At 67.8% G+C, this 17,183-nt stretch carries 21 protein-coding genes; 13 read left to right on the top strand and 8 right to left on the bottom strand.

The window, feature by feature from the left end; translation table 11 throughout:
* Window positions 1–56 precede the first annotated feature (56 nt).
* The 4 genes from B1790_RS09980 to B1790_RS35825 all read right to left on the bottom strand — a co-directional run bounded on the left by B1790_RS09980 (window position 57) and on the right by B1790_RS35825 (window position 3,390).
* Window positions 57–782 carry a sirohydrochlorin chelatase gene (locus tag B1790_RS09980; protein ID WP_233165042.1) on the bottom strand — a complete coding sequence of 242 codons (726 nt, stop codon included), beginning with the start codon at window positions 780–782 and terminating at the stop codon, window positions 57–59.
* Window positions 779–1,483: a phosphoadenylyl-sulfate reductase gene (locus B1790_RS09975; protein WP_079923049.1), complete on the bottom strand. Its 705-nt coding sequence runs from the start codon at window positions 1,481–1,483 to the stop codon at window positions 779–781. The genes B1790_RS09980 and B1790_RS09975 overlap by 4 nt, the downstream gene beginning before the upstream one ends.
* Before the next feature lie 6 nt (window positions 1,484–1,489).
* Window positions 1,490–3,181 carry a nitrite/sulfite reductase gene (locus tag B1790_RS09970; RefSeq protein WP_079923048.1) on the bottom strand — a complete coding sequence of 564 codons (1,692 nt, stop codon included), beginning with the start codon at window positions 3,179–3,181 and terminating at the stop codon, window positions 1,490–1,492.
* A gap of 113 nt (window positions 3,182–3,294) precedes the next feature.
* Entirely contained in the window at window positions 3,295–3,390 is a 96-nt protein-coding gene (locus tag B1790_RS35825) for an Ms4527A family Cys-rich leader peptide (RefSeq protein ID WP_369832324.1), read from the bottom strand.
* A 106-nt stretch (window positions 3,391–3,496) separates the two neighbouring features.
* Between B1790_RS35825 and hemW the strand changes: the two genes are divergently transcribed.
* On the top strand, window positions 3,497–4,645 hold the full coding sequence (hemW, locus tag B1790_RS09965) for a radical SAM family heme chaperone HemW (protein WP_079923047.1): 1,149 nt from the start codon (window positions 3,497–3,499) through the stop codon (window positions 4,643–4,645).
* A 12-nt stretch (window positions 4,646–4,657) separates the two neighbouring features.
* Here hemW and B1790_RS09960 read toward each other — a convergent pair whose 3' ends face one another.
* On the bottom strand, window positions 4,658–4,972 hold the full coding sequence (locus B1790_RS09960) for a type II toxin-antitoxin system VapB family antitoxin (protein WP_056554520.1): 315 nt from the start codon (window positions 4,970–4,972) through the stop codon (window positions 4,658–4,660).
* Window positions 4,973–5,081: 109 nt separating this feature from the next.
* On the opposite strand from B1790_RS09960, the gene hrcA reads away from it, so the two are divergent.
* The 8 genes from hrcA (at window position 5,082) to era (ending at window position 12,331) form a co-directional block, all read left to right on the top strand.
* Complete coding sequence (gene hrcA, locus B1790_RS09955; RefSeq protein WP_056554518.1) at window positions 5,082–6,113, top strand: heat-inducible transcriptional repressor HrcA; 1,032 nt, start codon at window positions 5,082–5,084, stop codon at window positions 6,111–6,113.
* Window positions 6,114–6,166: 53 nt separating this feature from the next.
* A complete protein-coding gene (dnaJ, locus tag B1790_RS09950) occupies window positions 6,167–7,324 on the top strand; it encodes a molecular chaperone DnaJ (protein WP_079923046.1) in 1,158 nt (385 codons plus the stop codon).
* 10 nt (window positions 7,325–7,334) lie between these two features.
* Window positions 7,335–8,084, top strand: a complete 750-nt coding sequence (locus B1790_RS09945; RefSeq protein WP_079923045.1) for a 16S rRNA (uracil(1498)-N(3))-methyltransferase — start codon at window positions 7,335–7,337, stop codon at window positions 8,082–8,084.
* 57 nt (window positions 8,085–8,141) lie between these two features.
* Complete coding sequence (locus B1790_RS09940; RefSeq protein ID WP_233165041.1) at window positions 8,142–8,444, top strand: hypothetical protein; 303 nt, start codon at window positions 8,142–8,144, stop codon at window positions 8,442–8,444.
* Between the two features lie 134 nt (window positions 8,445–8,578).
* Window positions 8,579–9,622, top strand: coding sequence for a PhoH family protein (locus B1790_RS09935; protein ID WP_079923044.1), 1,044 nt, complete (start codon window positions 8,579–8,581; stop codon window positions 9,620–9,622).
* The gene (gene ybeY / locus B1790_RS09930) at window positions 9,619–10,155 is read left to right on the top strand and encodes an rRNA maturation RNase YbeY (protein WP_056554505.1); all 537 of its coding nucleotides are present in this window, start codon (window positions 9,619–9,621) and stop codon (window positions 10,153–10,155) included. The genes B1790_RS09935 and ybeY overlap by 4 nt, the downstream gene beginning before the upstream one ends.
* Entirely contained in the window at window positions 10,152–11,435 is a 1,284-nt protein-coding gene (locus tag B1790_RS09925) for a hemolysin family protein (protein WP_079923043.1), read from the top strand. Before ybeY ends, B1790_RS09925 begins: the two co-directional genes overlap by 4 nt.
* Window positions 11,432–12,331, top strand: coding sequence for a GTPase Era (gene era, locus B1790_RS09920; RefSeq protein WP_079923042.1), 900 nt, complete (start codon window positions 11,432–11,434; stop codon window positions 12,329–12,331). The genes B1790_RS09925 and era overlap by 4 nt, the downstream gene beginning before the upstream one ends.
* Here era and B1790_RS09915 read toward each other — a convergent pair.
* The gene (locus B1790_RS09915) at window positions 12,328–13,785 is read right to left on the bottom strand and encodes an amidase (RefSeq protein ID WP_079923041.1); all 1,458 of its coding nucleotides are present in this window, start codon (window positions 13,783–13,785) and stop codon (window positions 12,328–12,330) included. The genes era and B1790_RS09915 overlap by 4 nt on opposite strands.
* Window positions 13,786–13,862: 77 nt before the next feature.
* Here B1790_RS09915 and recO point away from each other — a divergent pair, with 77 nt between their 5' ends.
* The 4 genes from recO to B1790_RS09895 are packed head-to-tail and all read left to right on the top strand — an operon-like array spanning window position 13,863 to window position 16,336.
* Window positions 13,863–14,714, top strand: coding sequence for a DNA repair protein RecO (recO, locus tag B1790_RS09910; protein ID WP_079923116.1), 852 nt, complete (start codon window positions 13,863–13,865; stop codon window positions 14,712–14,714).
* Entirely contained in the window at window positions 14,653–15,546 is an 894-nt protein-coding gene (locus tag B1790_RS09905; protein ID WP_079923040.1) for a decaprenyl diphosphate synthase, read from the top strand. The genes recO and B1790_RS09905 overlap by 62 nt, the downstream gene beginning before the upstream one ends.
* Window positions 15,543–15,938: a hypothetical protein gene (locus B1790_RS09900; RefSeq protein ID WP_079923039.1), complete on the top strand. Its 396-nt coding sequence runs from the start codon at window positions 15,543–15,545 to the stop codon at window positions 15,936–15,938. The genes B1790_RS09905 and B1790_RS09900 overlap by 4 nt, the downstream gene beginning before the upstream one ends.
* Window positions 15,935–16,336: an NUDIX domain-containing protein gene (locus B1790_RS09895; protein WP_079923038.1), complete on the top strand. Its 402-nt coding sequence runs from the start codon at window positions 15,935–15,937 to the stop codon at window positions 16,334–16,336. The genes B1790_RS09900 and B1790_RS09895 overlap by 4 nt, the downstream gene beginning before the upstream one ends.
* Here B1790_RS09895 and B1790_RS09890 read toward each other — a convergent pair.
* Both B1790_RS09890 and B1790_RS09885 read right to left on the bottom strand, forming a co-directional pair.
* Window positions 16,329–16,733, bottom strand: a complete 405-nt coding sequence (locus B1790_RS09890) for a Fur family transcriptional regulator (RefSeq protein WP_079923037.1) — start codon at window positions 16,731–16,733, stop codon at window positions 16,329–16,331. The genes B1790_RS09895 and B1790_RS09890 overlap by 8 nt on opposite strands.
* Window positions 16,723–17,169 carry a metalloregulator ArsR/SmtB family transcription factor gene (locus B1790_RS09885; RefSeq protein WP_079923036.1) on the bottom strand — a complete coding sequence of 149 codons (447 nt, stop codon included), beginning with the start codon at window positions 17,167–17,169 and terminating at the stop codon, window positions 16,723–16,725. Before B1790_RS09885 ends, B1790_RS09890 begins: the two co-directional genes overlap by 11 nt.
* Window positions 17,170–17,183 lie beyond the last annotated feature (14 nt).

Here is a 17,183-nt window from a genome sequence, read left to right as displayed (position 1 = left end):
TTTGCGGCCGGCAACCTGACGCCGCATCGAGCTCATCTCGAGGATGCGTTGCCGGGTCACGCAGCGACGCGCGCGAGGCAGACGTCGTCGAACCGGTCGAGCAGCGCGGCGGCCACCAGGTTGTGTGAACCAAGCGGCTCCGCCATCGGGATGCCGAGTTCGGCGGCCGATGCCGCGACCCGGTCGGTGATGCGCCCGTGAGCGAGGAACCACGGTGCGATGACGAGGTGTCGTGCGCCGCGACTCCGAAGGCGGATCGCGGCCTCGGCGACGGTGGGATGCGGGCCGGTGGCGAACGCCACCTCCACCCCTGCCCAACGCGTTCTCGAACAGAGGGCAGCGGCCAGCGTCGACGTGCGTGCATTGGCGGCGTCGTTCGACGTGCCGACCGCCACCACTACGACACCCACGTCGCGTCGGTCGGCCGGGGCTCCCGCGGCGGCCAGGCGTTGCCCGAGCAACGTGACGAGTGCAGGATCTTCGCCGAGCGCCTCGGCCACCCGAACCTCGGCGCCTGACTGCTCGATCACGGCGGGCAGGTCGACCCTGGCGTGATGAGCGCTGGCCAAGAGCATCGGAACCACGACGGCCGACTCCCCACGGCGGGCGAGATTGGTGAGCACGTCGCCGACGAACGGCGCCGACGTCTCCAGGAACGCCGCGTGCACGTCGAGGCCAGGACGCAACCGACGAATCCTCCCGGCCAGCGCCTGCGCCACCTGCGGCGAACGCGGATCCGCGCTGCCGTGGGCGGCCAGGATCAGGGCGGGGTCAGCCGTCACGAGGCGTGCAGCCCGCACTCCGTCTTCGACAGACCGGCCCAGCGTCCGCTGCGAGGATCGGCACCCTCGACGGGCTTCGCCGTGCACGGTGCGCACCCGATGGACGGGTAGCCCTCGAACACGAGCGGGTTGACCAAGATGTCGTTCGCGTCGATGTAGGCCTGCATCTCGTCGTCCGACCAGGCCGCGATCGGATTGATCTTCACCAACCCAAAGGCCTTGTCGTAACTGATGAGCGGTGCGTTGGCGCGCGTCGGCGCCTCGACCCGCCGAATGCCGGTGACCCAGGCCGAATAGCCCTTCAGGGCCTTGCCGAGCGGCTCCACCTTTCGCATCCGGCAGCACGCCGCCGGGTCGCTGGCAAACAAGTCCTTGCCGAGAAGCTCGTCCTGCTCGGCGACGCTGTGCTCGGGTGTGACGTTGACCACGTTCACGCCGTAGACGGCCTCGACGGCGTCTCTGGTGCCGATGGTCTCCGCGAAGTGATAGCCGGTGTCGAGGAACAACACGTCGACCCCCGGGCGCACCTTGGCCGCCATCGCCACCAGAACGGCATCCTGCATGTTCGAGGCGACGACGTATTCACCGCCGAAGTTCTCGTCCGTCCACGCCAGCAGCTCTTCGGCGCTCGCGCCGTCGAGTTCGGCAGCGCCGCGCTCGGCGAGTGCGATCAGGTTGCTCTCTGTCATCACGTCGGTCATCGACTGCTACCTCAAATCCGCTTCGTCGGCCCGTACGGCCCACGTTGCAAAACGCTCGCCGTCCTCCCTTTGTTTCACGAAGTTGCGGACGACCCGCTCGATGTAGTCGCCCAGCTCCGTGCTGGTCACCTTGTGCTGGCGAAGCTTGCGGCCGAACGCGCTGTCCAGGCCGAGGCTGCCGCCCAGGTGAACCTGGAAGCCCTCCTCCGGCCCGTTTCCGTCGTCCACCATCTGGCCCTTGAAGCCGATGTCCGCCACCTGAATACGGGCGCACGAGTTCGGGCACCCGTTGATGTTGATCGTCACGGGAACGTCGAGCTGGGCGTTGATGTCCTCGAGGCGGGCCTCGAGCTCGGGGGCCAACTGCTGCGACCGGCTGCGCGTCTCGGCGAACGACAGCTTGCAAAACTCGATTCCCGTGCAGGCCATCAGGTTTCGCCGCCAATGCGACGGCTTCGACGGCAGCCCAAGCGCATCCAACCCGTCGCGGAGCGCGTCGAGTTTGTCGTCGGGCACGTCGAGGATGACCAGCTTCTGATACGGGGTGAACCGGATGCGATCGGAACCGGCTGCCTCGGCGAGGTCGGCGACCTTGCTCAGGATGGTGCCCGACACGCGGCCCGCGATCGGGGCGACGCCAACGGCGTTGAGGCCGTTCTTCAGACGCTGCACGCCGACGTGGTCGATCGGTCGGGGCACCGGCGTCGGCGCAGGCCCGTCGACGAGGGGGCGCTTGAGGTATTCGGTCTCCAAGACTTCCCGGAACCTCGGGATGCCCCAGTCCTTGATCAGGAACTTCAGCCGGGCCTTCGCGCGCAGGCGGCGGTAGCCGTAGTCGCGGAACACGCTGACGACGGCCTCCCACACGTCGGGAACCTCGTCGAGCGGCACCCACGCGCCGACCCGCTGACCCAGCATCGGGTTGGTCGACAATCCGCCGCCGACCCACAGGTCGAAGCCTGGGCCGTGCTCGGGGTGGACGACGCCGACGAACGCGACGTCGTTGATCTCGTGGACGACGTCCTGAAGGCCCGAGATCGCGGTCTTGAACTTGCGCGGCAGGTTCGAGTACTCGGGCTTGCCGATGTACCGCTTGGTGATCTCGTGGATGGCGGGCGTGCCGTCGATGACCTCGTCGAGTGACTCACCTGCCAGCGGCGAGCCGAGCACGACGCGCGGGCAGTCGCCGCACGCCTCGGTGGTCTGAAGACCGACCTCGTCGAGCCTGCGCCAGATCTCCGGCATGTCCTCGACCCGGATCCAGTGGTACTGAACGTTCTGGCGATCGGAGAGGTCGGCGGTGTCACGGGCGAACTCGGTGGAGATGCCACCGAGGGTGCGCAGTGCCGCCGCCGTCAGCGCGCCGCCGTCGGACCGGACCCGCAGCATGAAGAACTCGTCTTCGAGCATGTCGGTGTTGTCGTCACCGGTCCAGGTGCCGTCATACCCGGGCTTGCGCTGCGTGTAGAGCCCCCACCAGCGGAATCGTCCGCGCAGGTCGCCCTTGTCGATGCTCTCGAAGCCGCCCTTGGCGTAGATGTTCTCGATCCGGGCGCGCACGTTGAGCGGGTTGTCGTCCTTCTTGGCCTGCTCGTTGGCGTTGAGCGGCTCGCGATATCCGAGCGCCCACTGGCCCTCGCCCTTCGGGCGTTTGGCGGGCTTTGCTGCGGCAACGGGCTTGGAGTCGGCCTGGGTCATGTGATGGCCCCTCTCGAGGGTGCCAGCGTAGGAATCGTGCGTCGTCACCGGTGGCTGTCCGGCGGCGCAGATCCGGCGGCCAGCTGAAGTTACAGGTGGACAGGTCTACGTCGTCAAGGCAGACAGCAACAGGTGCATACGCGCTTGAAGTCGACATGCCGCCGGACCACCAGCGGAACGCCGGTGGTCGAGGTCTGGGCAGCAGTCATGCCTGACATTCTGCCACGACGAACGGTATCTGCCGCAACCGGTCAAATCTTGCGCTCACCACGAGCAAAAATCGGCTCTGGAATCACGCTCTGGAACACTGGAGCCATGAACGGACCCCACGCTCGGCCGTTCGGCATCTACGTCCACGTTCCGTTCTGCGCGACCCGTTGCGGCTACTGCGACTTCAACACCTACACACCCGCCGAACTGGGCGGCGCGAACCCCGACGGCTGGCTCCAGGCGATGAAGGTCGAACTCGAACTCGCGGCAGAGTCGCTGGCTTCGCGGGACGCCGTCCCCGAGGTGGCGACGGTGTTCGTCGGCGGCGGCACCCCGACGATGCTCGGCGGCGAGCGACTCGCGTCGGTGCTTGACGCGGTGCGCGCGAACTTCACGCTCGCCGCAGGCGCCGAGGTCACGACCGAGGCCAACCCGGAGTCGACGACGCCGGAACTGCTTGCGCGCCTTCGCGATTCCGGCTTCACCCGGCTGTCGCTCGGCATGCAGTCGACGGCCCCCCACGTGCTCGCCGCCCTAGATCGGGTGCACTCGCCGGGCCGTGCGCTGACCGCCGCCGCCGACGCCCGCGCGGCGGGATTCGAGCACGTCAACCTGGATCTCATCTACGGCACCCCTGGCGAGAGTGACGACGACTTGGCCCGCTCGGTCGACGCGGCGATCGGGGCAGGCGTCGACCACGTCTCGGCGTACGCGCTTGTCGTCGAGGAGGGCACCGCGCTGGCGCGTCGGGTGCGTCGCGGCGAGTTGCCCGCACCGGACGACGACGTCCTCGCCACGCGCTACGAACTGCTCGACGCGCGGCTCTCGGCGGCGGGCTTCGACTGGTACGAGGTGTCGAACTGGAGCCAGCCCGGTGGGGAGTGCCGACACAATCTCGGCTACTGGGACGGCGGCGAGTGGTGGGGCGCTGGACCGGGTGCGCACGGCTACACCGACGGCGCGCGGTGGTGGAACGTCAAGCACCCCAACGCCTATGCGGACATGCTCGCTCGTCGAGAACTGCCGGTGGGTGGGCGTGAGGAGTTGAGTGCCACGGAGCGGCACACCGAGGACGTCATGCTGACGGTTCGGCTTCGCGACGGGCTGCCGGTGACGTTGCTCGACGCGGGGGAGCGGTCGCGGGCCGCCGAACTGTGTCGAACCGGGCTGCTGCTCGATCGGGGCGAGGCCATGGTGCTGACCGATCGCGGTCGGCTGCTGGCCGACGCGGTGGTGCGGGAATTGCTGGCGTAGCGCGTCGGTCGGCTAGGTCTGCTGGTCCAGCGGAAGGTCCATGTCGTAGACCCGCGCGTGCAGCACGGGCCTGTTCCGCAGCGCCGCCCGCACGGCCTGGTGCACGCCGTCTTCGAGATAGATGACGCCCTCCCAGCGCACGGCATGCGGGAAGAGGTCGCCGTAGAACGTGGAGTCCTCCGACAGCAGCCGGTCCAACTCCAGCACCGTGGTGGTGGTCACCAGTTCGTCGAGGCGTATCTGCCGAGGCGGTATCTGCGCCCACTGCCGATAGGTCAGGCTGTGCTCCGGATATGGCTTGCCGTCACGGACGCCCTTGAAGATCATCGGCCGGTCCTGGAAAGCATGTGTTGAGGCTAACCGCCCGCCCCGTCAGGCGCCGCGGCGCGTCAGCGCTGTTGGCCGACGTAAAATGACGACGACCAGGAGGTGAACCATGGGTACTGCCGATGACCGCCGCTTCGAAGTGTTGCGCGCCATCGTCGCCGACTTCGTTTCAACGAAGGAGCCGATCGGATCCAAGAGCCTCGTCGAACGCCACAATCTCGGCGTATCGAGTGCCACCGTGCGCAACGACATGGCCGTCCTCGAGGCCGAGGGGTACATCGCCCAGCCGCACACCAGCTCGGGCCGGGTGCCCACCGAGAAGGGCTACCGCGAGTTCGTCGACCGCCTCGACGACGTCAAGCCGATGTCGTCGGCGGAGCGTCGCGCCATCCTGACGTTCCTCGAGTCCGGCGTCGACCTCGACGACGTCCTGCGTCGGGCCGTCAAACTGCTCGCCCAGCTGACCAGGCAAGTCGCGATCGTGCAGTACCCGACCCTGTCGACGTCGACGGTCCGCCACCTGGAGGTCGTCGCGCTGACGCCGGCCCGGCTGCTGCTGGTCGTGATCACCGACTCGGGTCGCGTCGACCAGCGGATCGTTGAACTCGGCGACGCCATCGACGACGTGCAGCTCTCCGCGCTGCGGGAGCGGCTGGGGCAGGCGCTGGAGGGCAAGCCGATCACGACCGCTTCGGTCGCCGTCTCGGATCTGGCGTCGCAGCTCGTCGGCCACGGCGTCCTCGGGGACGCGGTCGGTCGGGCGGCGACCGTGCTGGTCGAAACCCTCGTCGAGCACTCCGAGGAGCGTTTGCTGCTCGGCGGCACGGCCAACCTCACGCGAAACACCGCCGACTTCGGCGGATCGCTGCGTTCGGTGCTTGAGGCACTGGAGGAGCAGGTGGTTGTGCTGCGATTGCTGGCCGCCCAGGAGGAGGCCGGTAAGGTGACGGTGCGCATCGGACACGAGACCGCGGCCGAGCAGATGGCTGGAACGTCCGTGGTGAGCACCACGTACGGCAGCTCGGGCAAGGTCTTCGGTGGGATGGGTGTGGTGGGTCCCACTCGGATGGACTATCCGGGAACCATCTCCAACGTCGCCGCGGTTGCTCTTTATATAGGTGAAGTCCTGGGTGCCCGCTAAGGGCCTTGGGACAGACGGCAACTGCAGCTTCACGAAGCGAAGAAGGGTTTGGCGTGGCACGCGATTATTACGGCCTGCTCGGGGTGAGCAAGGGCGCGAGCGACTCGGAGATCAAGCGCGCGTATCGCAAGCTTGCGCGCGAGTTGCATCCCGACGTCAACCCCGATGAGGCCGCGCAGGCGCAGTTCAGGGAGATCGGCGTCGCCTACGAGGTGCTGAGCGACCCGGAGAAGCGCCGCATCGTCGACCTCGGTGGCGATCCGATGGAGAGCGCGGGCGCGGGCAACGGCTTCGGCAACGGGTTCTCCGGCGCCGGTTTCGGTGGGCTCGGCGACGTCTTCGAGGCGTTCTTCGGCGGTGGCGGCGGAGGTCGCGGACCAGTCGGCCGGGTGCGCCCGGGATCGGATTCACTGCTGCGGATGCGGCTGGACTTGGCCGAGTGCGCGACCGGCGTCACCAAGCACGTCACCGTGGACACCGCCATCCTGTGCGACGTGTGCCACGGCAAGGGCACCCACGGTGACTCCAAGCCGGCCACCTGCGACACCTGCCACGGCCAGGGCGAGGTGCAGTCCGTGCAGCGTTCCCTGCTTGGTCAGGTCATGACGTCGCGTCCGTGCCCCGTGTGCGCGGGCGTCGGCGAGGTCATCCCCGACCCGTGTCACCGCTGTGGCGGCGACGGTCGGGTGCGGGCGAGGCGTGACATCGCCGTCAAGATCCCGCCCGGCGTCGGCGACGGCATGCGGGTGAGACTGGCCGCCCAGGGCGAGGTCGGTCCCGGCGGCGGACCCGCGGGCGACCTGCACGTCGAGGTCCACGAAGCGCCGCACGACGTCTTCATCCGTGACGGTGACGATCTGCACTTCAGCGTGTCGGTGCCGATGGTCGACGCGGCACTGGGTACCACGGTCACGGTCGACGCGATTCTCGACGGCGACACCGACATCGTCGTCGCACCAGGCACACAGCCGGGAGCCGTCACGACGCTGCGCGGCCGCGGGATGCCCAACGTGCGGTCCGGCGTCCGCGGAAACCTGCACGCCCACGTCGACGTGCTCGTGCCAACCCGCCTCGACCAGCAGGACACCGAGTTGCTCCAGAAGCTCAAGGAGCACCGGGTTCGGGACGTGGCCGAGGTGAAGTCCACGCAGGCGGCGCCCGCAGGGGGCGGGCTGTTCAGCCGGCTGCGCGAGACCTTCACCGGCCGGTAGCGCAAGCGCCGTGAGTCGCGCGCTGTTCTACGTGGAGGCGGTCCCCGATGTCGGTGACGTCGTCGTGGTCGACGGTGACGAGGGCTTCCATGCCGCGTCGGTGCGGCGCATCCGCGTCGGCGAAGAACTCGACCTCGGTGACGGCGCAGGCACGGTCGCCCACGTGGTGGTCGACGGCGTCGGGAAGGGCAGCCTGACGGCCCGCGTGTTGAGCAGGCGCGTCGTCCCGCCGTCGTCGCCAGGGGTCACCGTCGTGCAGGCACTGCCGAAGTCCGATCGCTCGGAGTTGGCGGTCGAACTCGCCACTGAAGCCGGCGCCGACGCCTTCGTGGCCTGGCAGTCGGACCGCTGCGTGGCCCGCTGGGACGGGTCCGCAAAGGTGGAGAAGGGGCTCCGCCGCTGGCAGGCGGTGGCCAGGTCCGCAGCCAGGCAGTCGCGCCGTCCCCACGTCCCGCCCGTGACGTCGCTGATGTCGACGAAGGAGCTCACCGCCCACGTGCGCGCGGTCGCGGACTTCACGTCCGTGCTCGTGTTGCACGAGTCCGCCACCGTCCCTTTGGCGGCGATGGGGCTCGGCGACGTCGACTCGTTGATGTTGCTGATCGGTCCCGAGGGCGGCATCGGCGACGACGAACTGCGGGTGCTGACCGACGCTGGAGCCACCGCCGTTCGGCTGGGCCCGAGTGTGCTGCGGACCACATCGGCGGCCGCGGTGGCGCTTGGCGCACTCGGCGTTCTGACGCCGCGCTGGCATTTGTGACCTTGATCTCTGGCATCCGGCCGGGATTTCGCGCAGCCGGAATTAAACGTCTGATCAGTGCGTTCGTCAAAGCAGACCGGTTGGATGGCTCCACCGCCGGTCGACGCAACCACAGAGGGCACGAAAGAAGAAATGAAGAACACAAAGAAGATCGGACTTGCCACCCTCGTTGCCAGCGCATTTGCTGCAGGCATTCTTGGGGTAGCGGCTCCGATGCAAGCGACCGCATCCGCCGAAACACTGCCGGTGCTGGAAATGCCGGGCTATTCGGCGGGTGTCGACCACGACCGGAGGGTCAAGTCGGTGCTTCCGGCGGTCAACATCGCGCACGCCGACAACACCGTGCAGCAGAGCCGCTGACACGGCACCACCTCGAGGAAGGGGCACCCCGCATGGGTGCCCCTTCTTCTTTGGGTCGATGTGGTGACCAGCGGTAAGCTCTTCACAGCAGACAGCCATAGCCCTGAGCACGGAAAGCAGGCACAGAACACCACGTGACGCCCCGCGAGACGACCGCCGCTGTCAACAGCACAGCCTCGGACAGCACCGTGCGAAGCAACATAAGTGTTCCGCCCGACTTGGTGGTGGGGCTGCTCGGTTCCGCCGACGAAAACCTGCGCGCGCTGGAACGCCTGCTGACCGCCGACATCCACGTGCGCGGCAACGCCGTGACCCTGTCCGGTGAGTCGGCCGACGTCGCCCTCGCCGAGCGGGTCATGACCGAGTTGATCGCCGTGGTGGCCGGCGGGCAGACGCTGACCCCCGAAGCCGTGCGGACGAGCGTCGGCATGATCACCGGCGTCGGCAACGAGTCACCCGCCGACGTCTTGACCCTCGACATCCTGTCGAGGCGTGGCAAGACGATTCGGCCCAAGACGCTCAACCAGAAGCGCTACGTCGACGCGATCGACGCCCACACCATCGTGTTCGGCATCGGTCCCGCTGGTACCGGCAAGACCTACCTGGCGATGGCCAAGGCGGTCAACGCCCTTCAGACCAAGCAGGTTTCGCGCATCATCCTCACCCGCCCCGCGGTGGAGGCCGGCGAACGCCTCGGCTTCCTGCCCGGCACGCTGAGCGAGAAGATCGACCCCTACCTGCGACCGTTGTACGACGCGCTTCACGACATGATGGATGCGGAACTAATCCCAAAGCTGATGAGCGCCGGCGTGATCGAGGTTGCGCCCTTGGCGTACATGCGCGGCCGGTCGCTGAACGACGCGTTCATCATCCTCGACGAGGCACAGAACACCACGCCGGAGCAGATGAAGATGTTCCTGACCCGGCTGGGCTTCGGGTCGAAGATCGTCGTCACCGGCGACTCCACGCAGGTCGACCTGCACGGCGCCAAGTCCGGGCTCACCGCCGCGATGGAAATCCTCGACCACATCGACGACATCCACTTCTCCGAACTCACCAGCGCCGACGTCGTCCGACACCGGTTGGTATCCGAGATCGTGGACGCCTACGCCAAATCCGAAGCTCCCACGGGCAACAGGGCCGATCGTCGGTCTGGCACGGGTAGGCAGCGCCGATGAGCATCGAGGTCTCCAACGAGTCCGGCATCGACGTCGCCGAGAACGAGTTGGTAAGCGTCGCAAGGTTCGTCATCGCCAAGATGGACGTCAACCCCGGTGCCGAACTGTCCATGGTTCTGCTCGACACCCCCGCGATGGCCGACCTGCACATGCGGTGGATGGACTTGCCTGGGCCGACCGACGTCATGAGCTTCCCGATGGACGAGCTGGAGCCGGGTGGTCGTCCCGACGCCCCGGAGCCCGGTCCGTCGATGCTCGGCGACATCGTGCTGTGTCCCGAGTTCGCCGCCAAACAGGCTGAGAAGGCCGGACATTCACTTGGTCAGGAACTCGCGCTGCTGACGGTGCACGGGGTGCTGCACCTGCTCGGGTACGACCACGCCGAACCCGACGAGGAGAAGGAAATGTTCGCCCTGCAGCGTGAACTCCTCGAGGAGTGGGTGGCCGACCAGGTCGCCGCCTACCACCAAGACCAACAGAGCGAAAAGGACCGCAGGTTGTTGGACAAGTCGCAGTTCTTCGACCAACCGTGAGCGCATTCGCCTCTCTGATCGGTGCGCTCGCGCTCATCGCACTCGGTGGTGTGTTCGCCGCGGTGGACGCCGCCATCAGCACGGTGTCGATCGCCAGGATCGACGAAATGGTCCGCGACGAACGTCCCGGCGCCGCGCGACTGGCCCGCCTCACCGACGACCGTCCGCGGTACATCAATCTCATCGTCCTGCTACGCATTACGTGCGAAACGGCGGCGACCGTCCTGCTCGTTGCGTTCCTATACGAAGATCTCGGCCTGAAGTGGGGTCTGCTCGCGGCCGCGGCCATCATGGTCGTGGTCAGCTTCGTCGCCATCGGCGTCGGGCCGCGGACCCTCGGCAGGCAGCACGCGTACAGCATCGCGCTTGGCGCAGCCATTCCGCTGCAAGCGATCTCGGTGCTGTTGACCCCGATCAGCCGCCTACTGGTGCTGATCGGCAATGCGCTGACCCCCGGCGTCGGCTTCCGCAACGGTCCGTTCGCTTCGGAAATCGAACTGCGCGAAGTGGTCGACCTCGCCCAGCAGCGGGGCATCGTCGCCGACGACGAGCGCAGAATGATCCAGTCGGTCTTCGATCTCGGTGACACCGTCGCCCGCGAGGTGATGGTGCCCCGCACCGAGATGGTGTGGATCGAATCGGACAAGACCGCCGGCCAGGCGACCTCACTTGCGGTGCGCAGCGGGCACTCTCGGCTACCCGTGGTCGGCGAGAACGTCGACGACATCGTCGGAGTCGTCTTCCTGAAGGACCTCGTCGAGCAGACCTACTACAGCAACGGCGGCATCGACACCCGGGTCGGCGAGGTGATGCGCCCGCCGGTGTTCGTCCCCGACTCGAAGCCGCTGGACGCGCTGCTGCGTGAGATGCAGAAGGACCGCAACCACATGGCGTTGTTGGTCGACGAATACGGGGCAATTGCCGGGCTGGTCACCATCGAGGACGTGCTCGAAGAGATCGTCGGGGAGATCGCCGACGAATACGACACCGACGAGGTCGCACCCGTCGAAGACCTTGGTGACAAGCACTTTCGCGTCAGCGCTCGGCTGCCGCTCGAGGATCTGGCCGAACTCTACGAGCTGGACCTCGACGACGACCTCGACGTCGACACCGTCGGCGGCTTGCTGGCCCACGAACTGGGCCGCGTGCCGTTGCCTGGCGTCGAGGTGACGTGGGACGCGCTGCGCCTGCGAGCCGAAGGTGGTCGTGACCACCGAGGCCGGGTGCGCATCGGCACCGTCCTCGTCAAACCCACTGAGCAGGAAGAAGAAGACCAATGAGCGAATTCCGCTCCGGCTTCGTCTGTTTCGTCGGCCGGCCGAACACCGGCAAGTCGACGCTGACCAACGCCCTGGTGGGCACCAAGGTCGCGATCACGTCCAACCGCCCACAGACCACGCGGCACACCATCCGCGGCATCGTGCACCGTCCCGACTTTCAGATCATCCTCGTCGACACCCCTGGACTGCACCGGCCGCGGACCCTGCTGGGTGAGCGCCTCAACGAACTGGTGAAGGCCACCTACTCGCAAGTCGACGTCATTGGTCTCTGCATCCCCGCCGACGAGGCCATCGGGCCTGGCGACCGGTGGATCTACGAGCAGATCAGGGCGGTCGCGCCGCGGACCACGTTGACGGTCCTAGTGACGAAGATCGACAAGGTCTCCAAGGAGAAGGTCGCCGCACAGCTCCTTGCCGTCAGTGAGCTGACCGGCGGCACGGCCGAGATCGTGCCCGTCTCGGCCATCACGGGGGAGCAGGTCGACCTCCTCACCGGGGTGCTCGCCAAGCAGCTGCCCCCCGGCCCGGCGTTCTACCCGGACGGGGAGCTGACCGACGAGCCGGAGGAAGTCCTCATGGCCGAGCTGATCCGCGAAGCCGCGCTCGAGGGTGTCCGCGACGAGCTGCCGCACTCGCTGGCCGTGGTGATCGACGAGGTGGAACAACGCGAAGGGCGAGACGACCTCATTGACGTGCACGCCATCCTCTACGTCGAACGGGACTCGCAGAAGGGCATCGTCATCGGCAAGGGCGGGGCTCGCCTGCGCGAGGTCGGCACGGCTGCTCGCCACCAGATCGAGACGCTGCTCGGCACCAAGGTGTATCTGGACCTGCGCGTGAAGATCGCGAAGAACTGGCAGCGCGATCCGAAACAGCTTGGACGGCTTGGCTTCTAACTGTCGGGCGTGCCCCACCAGACCTCGGGCTGGTCGGCCCGCCACGCGCCGATCGCCTCGAGTGCGGCGGCCAGCGACACCAGCAGCGGTTCACTGCCTTCGGGTCCCATCAGCTGAACGCCGATCGGCAGCCCGTCCGAGGTGAACCCGGCGGGCACGTTGACCGACGGCCACCCGAGAAGGTTCCACGGCCACGTCACGGGGCACGCGCGGATCATCGCGCGGTCGGTGGACAGCCCGCCGCGCTCGTCGAAGTCGTGCACCCTCGGGGGAGGAAGAGCCGTCGTCGGGGCGAGGACCACGTCGGCGAGGTTGAAGATCCAGCCGATGCGACGCTGCGACTCCGCTTCGCGGCGGCGGGCGTCGCGCAGGATGTTCTCCGACAACAACCGGCCCGTCCGCATGTTGGCGGTGGTGCGCTTGTCGAACGTCACCCCGGGTCCGAGCCGGTGCGCCCACTCGACCAGTCCCGAGGTCGAACGGGACAGGAAATTCCACGACGTGCGAAGGCCGTAGTCGGGATCGGCGGCACGCACGGTGTGGCCGAGGTGCTCGAGCTGTTCGGCCATCCGCTCCAGCGCCGCCCGGATCTCGGGGTGGAGGGTCGCGCGGAACCCGGTGAAGGGAAACTTCGTCGACATAGCCACGGTCAGCGGTCCTGGTGGCTGGCTGACGTACTCGGCGGCGGTGACGGGCGCCGGCTTGTGCAGGTCTCCTTCGGCATTTCCCGAGGCCGCGTCGAGCACCAGGGCCGCGTCGACGACGGTGCGGGCCAGGACGCCGTTGACGGTGATCCCGTTGAACGCCTCGGGCAGTGGCCAGGTGGAAATGCGGCCGCGCTGAGGCTTGATGCCGACCAGGTGGGTCCAGGCCGCCGGGATCCGCACGCTGCCCGCGCCGTCCGATCCGATGGCTGCGGTGACCAGTCCCGCGGCCACTGCGGCAGCGCTGCCGCCCGACGACCCGCCGGGGGTGTGTTCGGCCGACCAGGGATTGCGGGTGTGTCCGAACGCGGGTCCGCTGGTGAACGGCCACTGGCCGAGCTCGCAGGTGTTGGTCTTCCCGACGATGACGGCGCCCGCGGCGCGCAACCGACGGACGACCTCGGCGTCGGCCCTGGCCGGTGCAACCTCACCCGAGGTGCCGAAGCGGGTCGGGACGCCTGCGACGTCGACGTCGTCCTTGACCGCGATCGGGATGCCCAAGAGGGGGAGGTCTTGTCCCGCAGCGCGTTTGCGGTCGGCGGCGGCGGCGTCGGCGAGGGCTTGCTCGGTCAGGACCACGCGGAAGGCGTTGAGCGTGGATTGACTGGCCTCGATGGCCTTCAGCGATCGGGCGGTGAGGTCGACGGAGGTGACTTTGCCGCTGGCCAGCCGGTACTGCAGCTGGGTCAGGGTGGGCAGGTGCTTGCCGGGGGGCCGCGTGCTCGCCCCTGTGAATGAGGTGTCTGACATTTGAATCGAGAATATCGGGCCGCGCCGTCGCGGCGTGGTCGGCGCGGCTCGTCGGACCAAGGTGGAACACTGTGCTGATGCGGTTGTACCGGGATCGAGCGGTCGTGCTGCGCCAGCACAAGCTCGGCGAGGCCGACCGGATCGTGACTCTGCTCACCCTCGAGCACGGCTTGGTCCGTGCCGTGGCCAAGGGCGTGCGGCGGACCCGCAGCAAGTTCGGGGCCAGGCTCGAGCCGTTCGCGCACATCCACGTCCAGCTCTATCCTGGCCGAAACTTGGACGTGGTCACGCAGGTGCAGGCCATCGATGCGTTTGCCAGCGACATCGTCAGCGAATACGGGCGGTACACCAGTGGGTGTGCGGTGCTCGAGACGGCCGAGCGGCTGGCCGGTGAGGAACGTGCCCCGTCTCCGGCCTTGCACCGGCTCACCGTTGCGGCGTTGCGTGCGGTCGCAGACGGCACCCGCCCGCGTGAGCTCGTCCTCGACGCATATCTGTTGCGGGCCATGGGCATTGCGGGCTGGGCGCCGTCGCTCACCGAATGCGCCCGCTGCGCGGCGCCGGGGCCGCACCGGGCGTTCCACGTCGCCGCGGGCGGCAGTGTGTGCATGCACTGCAGGCCGTCCGGTTCGGTGACGCCGCCACAGGGCGTGATCGACCTGATGTCCGCCCTGCACGACGGCGACTGGCCGGCTGCCGAGGCGTCGACGGCGTCGTATCGTAGCCAGGCCAGCGGACTGGTGGCCGCGCACCTGCAGTGGCATCTCGAGCGCCAATTGCGCACTTTGCCGCTGGTCGAGCGCGCGTACCGCGTCGACCGCACGGTCGCCGAACGACGAGTTGCCCTGTTCGGGCAGGATGAGGCACATGGCTACGACACGGGGCAGGGGCAAGAAGGAGACTTACCCGCAGTTGCCTCCGGCGCCTGACGACTATCCGACGTTCCCGGACAAGTCCTCGTGGCCGGTGGTGTTTCCGGAGCTACCACCGGAAACCAACGGCAAGTTCTCTCGACCGCCGCAACACACGTCCAAGGAATCCGCCCCGCTGATCCCGGCGGGCCAGGTGCCCAACCACGTAGCGGTGGTGATGGACGGCAACGGCCGGTGGGCCACCCAGCGGGGACTCGGACGCACCGAAGGCCACAAGATGGGCGAGGCGGTGCTGATCGACATCACCTGCGGGGCGATCGAGATCGGCGTCAAGCACCTCACCGTCTACGCCTTCTCCACCGAGAACTGGAAGCGGAGCACCGAAGAGGTGCGGTTCCTGATGGGCTTCAATCGCGAGGTGGTGCGCCGCCGTCGCGAGAACCTCAACGCGATGGGCGTGCGGATGCGATGGGTCGGATCGCGGCCGCGCATGTGGAGCAGCGTCATCAAGGAGTTCGACATCGCCGAGCAGATGACCGTCGGCAACGACGTCATCACCATCAACTACTGCGTCAACTACGGCGGTCGGACCGAGATCGTAGAAGCGGCACAGGAATTGGCGCAGCTGGCGGTGGACGGAAAGGTCAAGCCCAACCGGATCACCGAGGCGACGTTCGCCAAACACCTTCACCGCGACGACATTCCGGACGTCGACCTGTTCATCCGCACCTCGGGCGAGCAGCGGGCGAGCAACTTCCTGCTGTGGCAGGCCGCCTACGCCGAGTACGTCTTCCAGGACAAGCTGTGGCCCGACTACGACCGGCGCGACTTGTGGGAGGCGTGCGTGGAGTACGTGAACCGCAACAGAAGGTTCGGCAGAGCCGAATGACGAGCCTGCTGGAACGGTTGACCTCCGCGCTGGGGGAGGTGACGACGCTCGTCGAGGAGTCCGACGGCGCACTCACCGTCACGGTGGACGGTCTGGTCGCGTCGCTACGGGTGGTGGTGATCGCCGACGGCTTGGAGATGGTGTCGCTCACTCAGCCGTTGGCGTGGGATCTGCCGCTGTCCAGCGAGATTCGTGATCGGGTGGCCGAGCAGGCTGGCCTGGTGATGCTCGGGACGGTGACGCTGGTCGAGAAGCTCGCCGACGGAGGAATCGCAGACGTGATGCTGCGGTACAACTTTCCCGCCGCGGGCCTGTCGGAAGAGGCGTTGCGCACGTTGATCCTGTTGGTGCTCACCACCGGTGCCGAGGTTCGGCGCGTCCTGACCCAGTGAGTGTCATCCGCATCGTCGCCGCCGTGGTCCTCGACGAACGCAACCACGTGCTCGTCGTCCGCAAACGTGGCACGTCGGCGTTCATGCAACCGGGCGGCAAGATCGAGCCGGGGGAGGGGTCCCTCGAGGCGCTGGTGCGCGAGGTCCGCGAAGAGCTGGGAGTCGGCGTCGACGAATCCTCGGCGCGCATGCTCGGTCGGTTCACCGCGGCGGCGGCCAACGAGCCGGGCTACGTCGTCGACGCGGATCTGTTCCTGGTCGGTCTCGACGGTGTGCCTCGGGCGGCCGCCGAGATCGAGGAAGTCATGTGGGTCGACCCGTATGGGGCCGACGGCGTGGTGCTGGCTCCACTGACGTTGCAGACGGTGCTGGCGCTGGCGCGCGACGGCGTCAGCTGACGGTCGAGGTGCAGTCCGCGCACACCCCGAAGATCTCGATGGTGTGGCTGACGTCGGAAAACCCATGCAGCGCAGCAACTTCGGTCGCCCACGACTCCGCAGCGGCGCCCTCCACCTCGACCGTCGTGCCGCACGTTCGGCACACCAGGTGATGGTGATGGTGGTCGGAGCACTGGCGGTAGACCGATTCGCCCGAATCAGTCCGCAGGGTGTCGAGCAGTCCGGCGGCCGCCATCGACTGCAGCGTCCGGTAGACGGTGGTCAGGCCGATGCCCTCGCCGCGGCGACGTAGTTCGTCGTGCAGTTCCTGGGCGGACCGGAATTCCTCCACGTTGTCCAGCAGCGCCGAGATGGCGGCCCGCTGACGTGTGGAGCGGACGGCAGTACTACCGCTCATGGGGCGCGCCTCCTTCGTGTTCGTGGTCGTGTGAATACTCGTCGGCGTGGGCGACCGCGGCCAACACGATGTCGCTGAGGTGATGGTCGACCAGGCGGTAGCGCACCTCGCGGCCGCTGCGCTCCCCGGCCACGACGCCGGCGGACTTCAGGATGCGGAGGTGCTGGCTGACCAGCGGCTGCGCCACGGCAAGCACGTCGACGAGCTCGTGCACGCACCTGGAGGATTCCCGCAGCTGCAGCACGATCGCGATCCGGACCGGCGCGGCGAGGGCGCGCAGCAAGTCGCCGGCGTGGTCGAGGACCGGTCGCGGCGGCACCTCGTGGGCAGGTGCGGCGCCGTGCACGTGGTCGGCGTGCTCACCGTCTGCCCCTGCGCCGTCTCCCAATGCGGGGTCGGCCGGGGCGGGCGCGGTGGATTTGGAAACCGTTTTCATTACGGCCCAGAATA

This window comes from Mycobacterium sp. AT1, from assembly GCF_002043095.1.
GTDB lineage: Bacteria > Actinomycetota > Actinomycetes > Mycobacteriales > Mycobacteriaceae > Mycobacterium.
The sequence above is the reverse complement of the archived record's forward strand: the minus strand, read 5'-3'. Positions and strand labels throughout refer to the sequence as shown.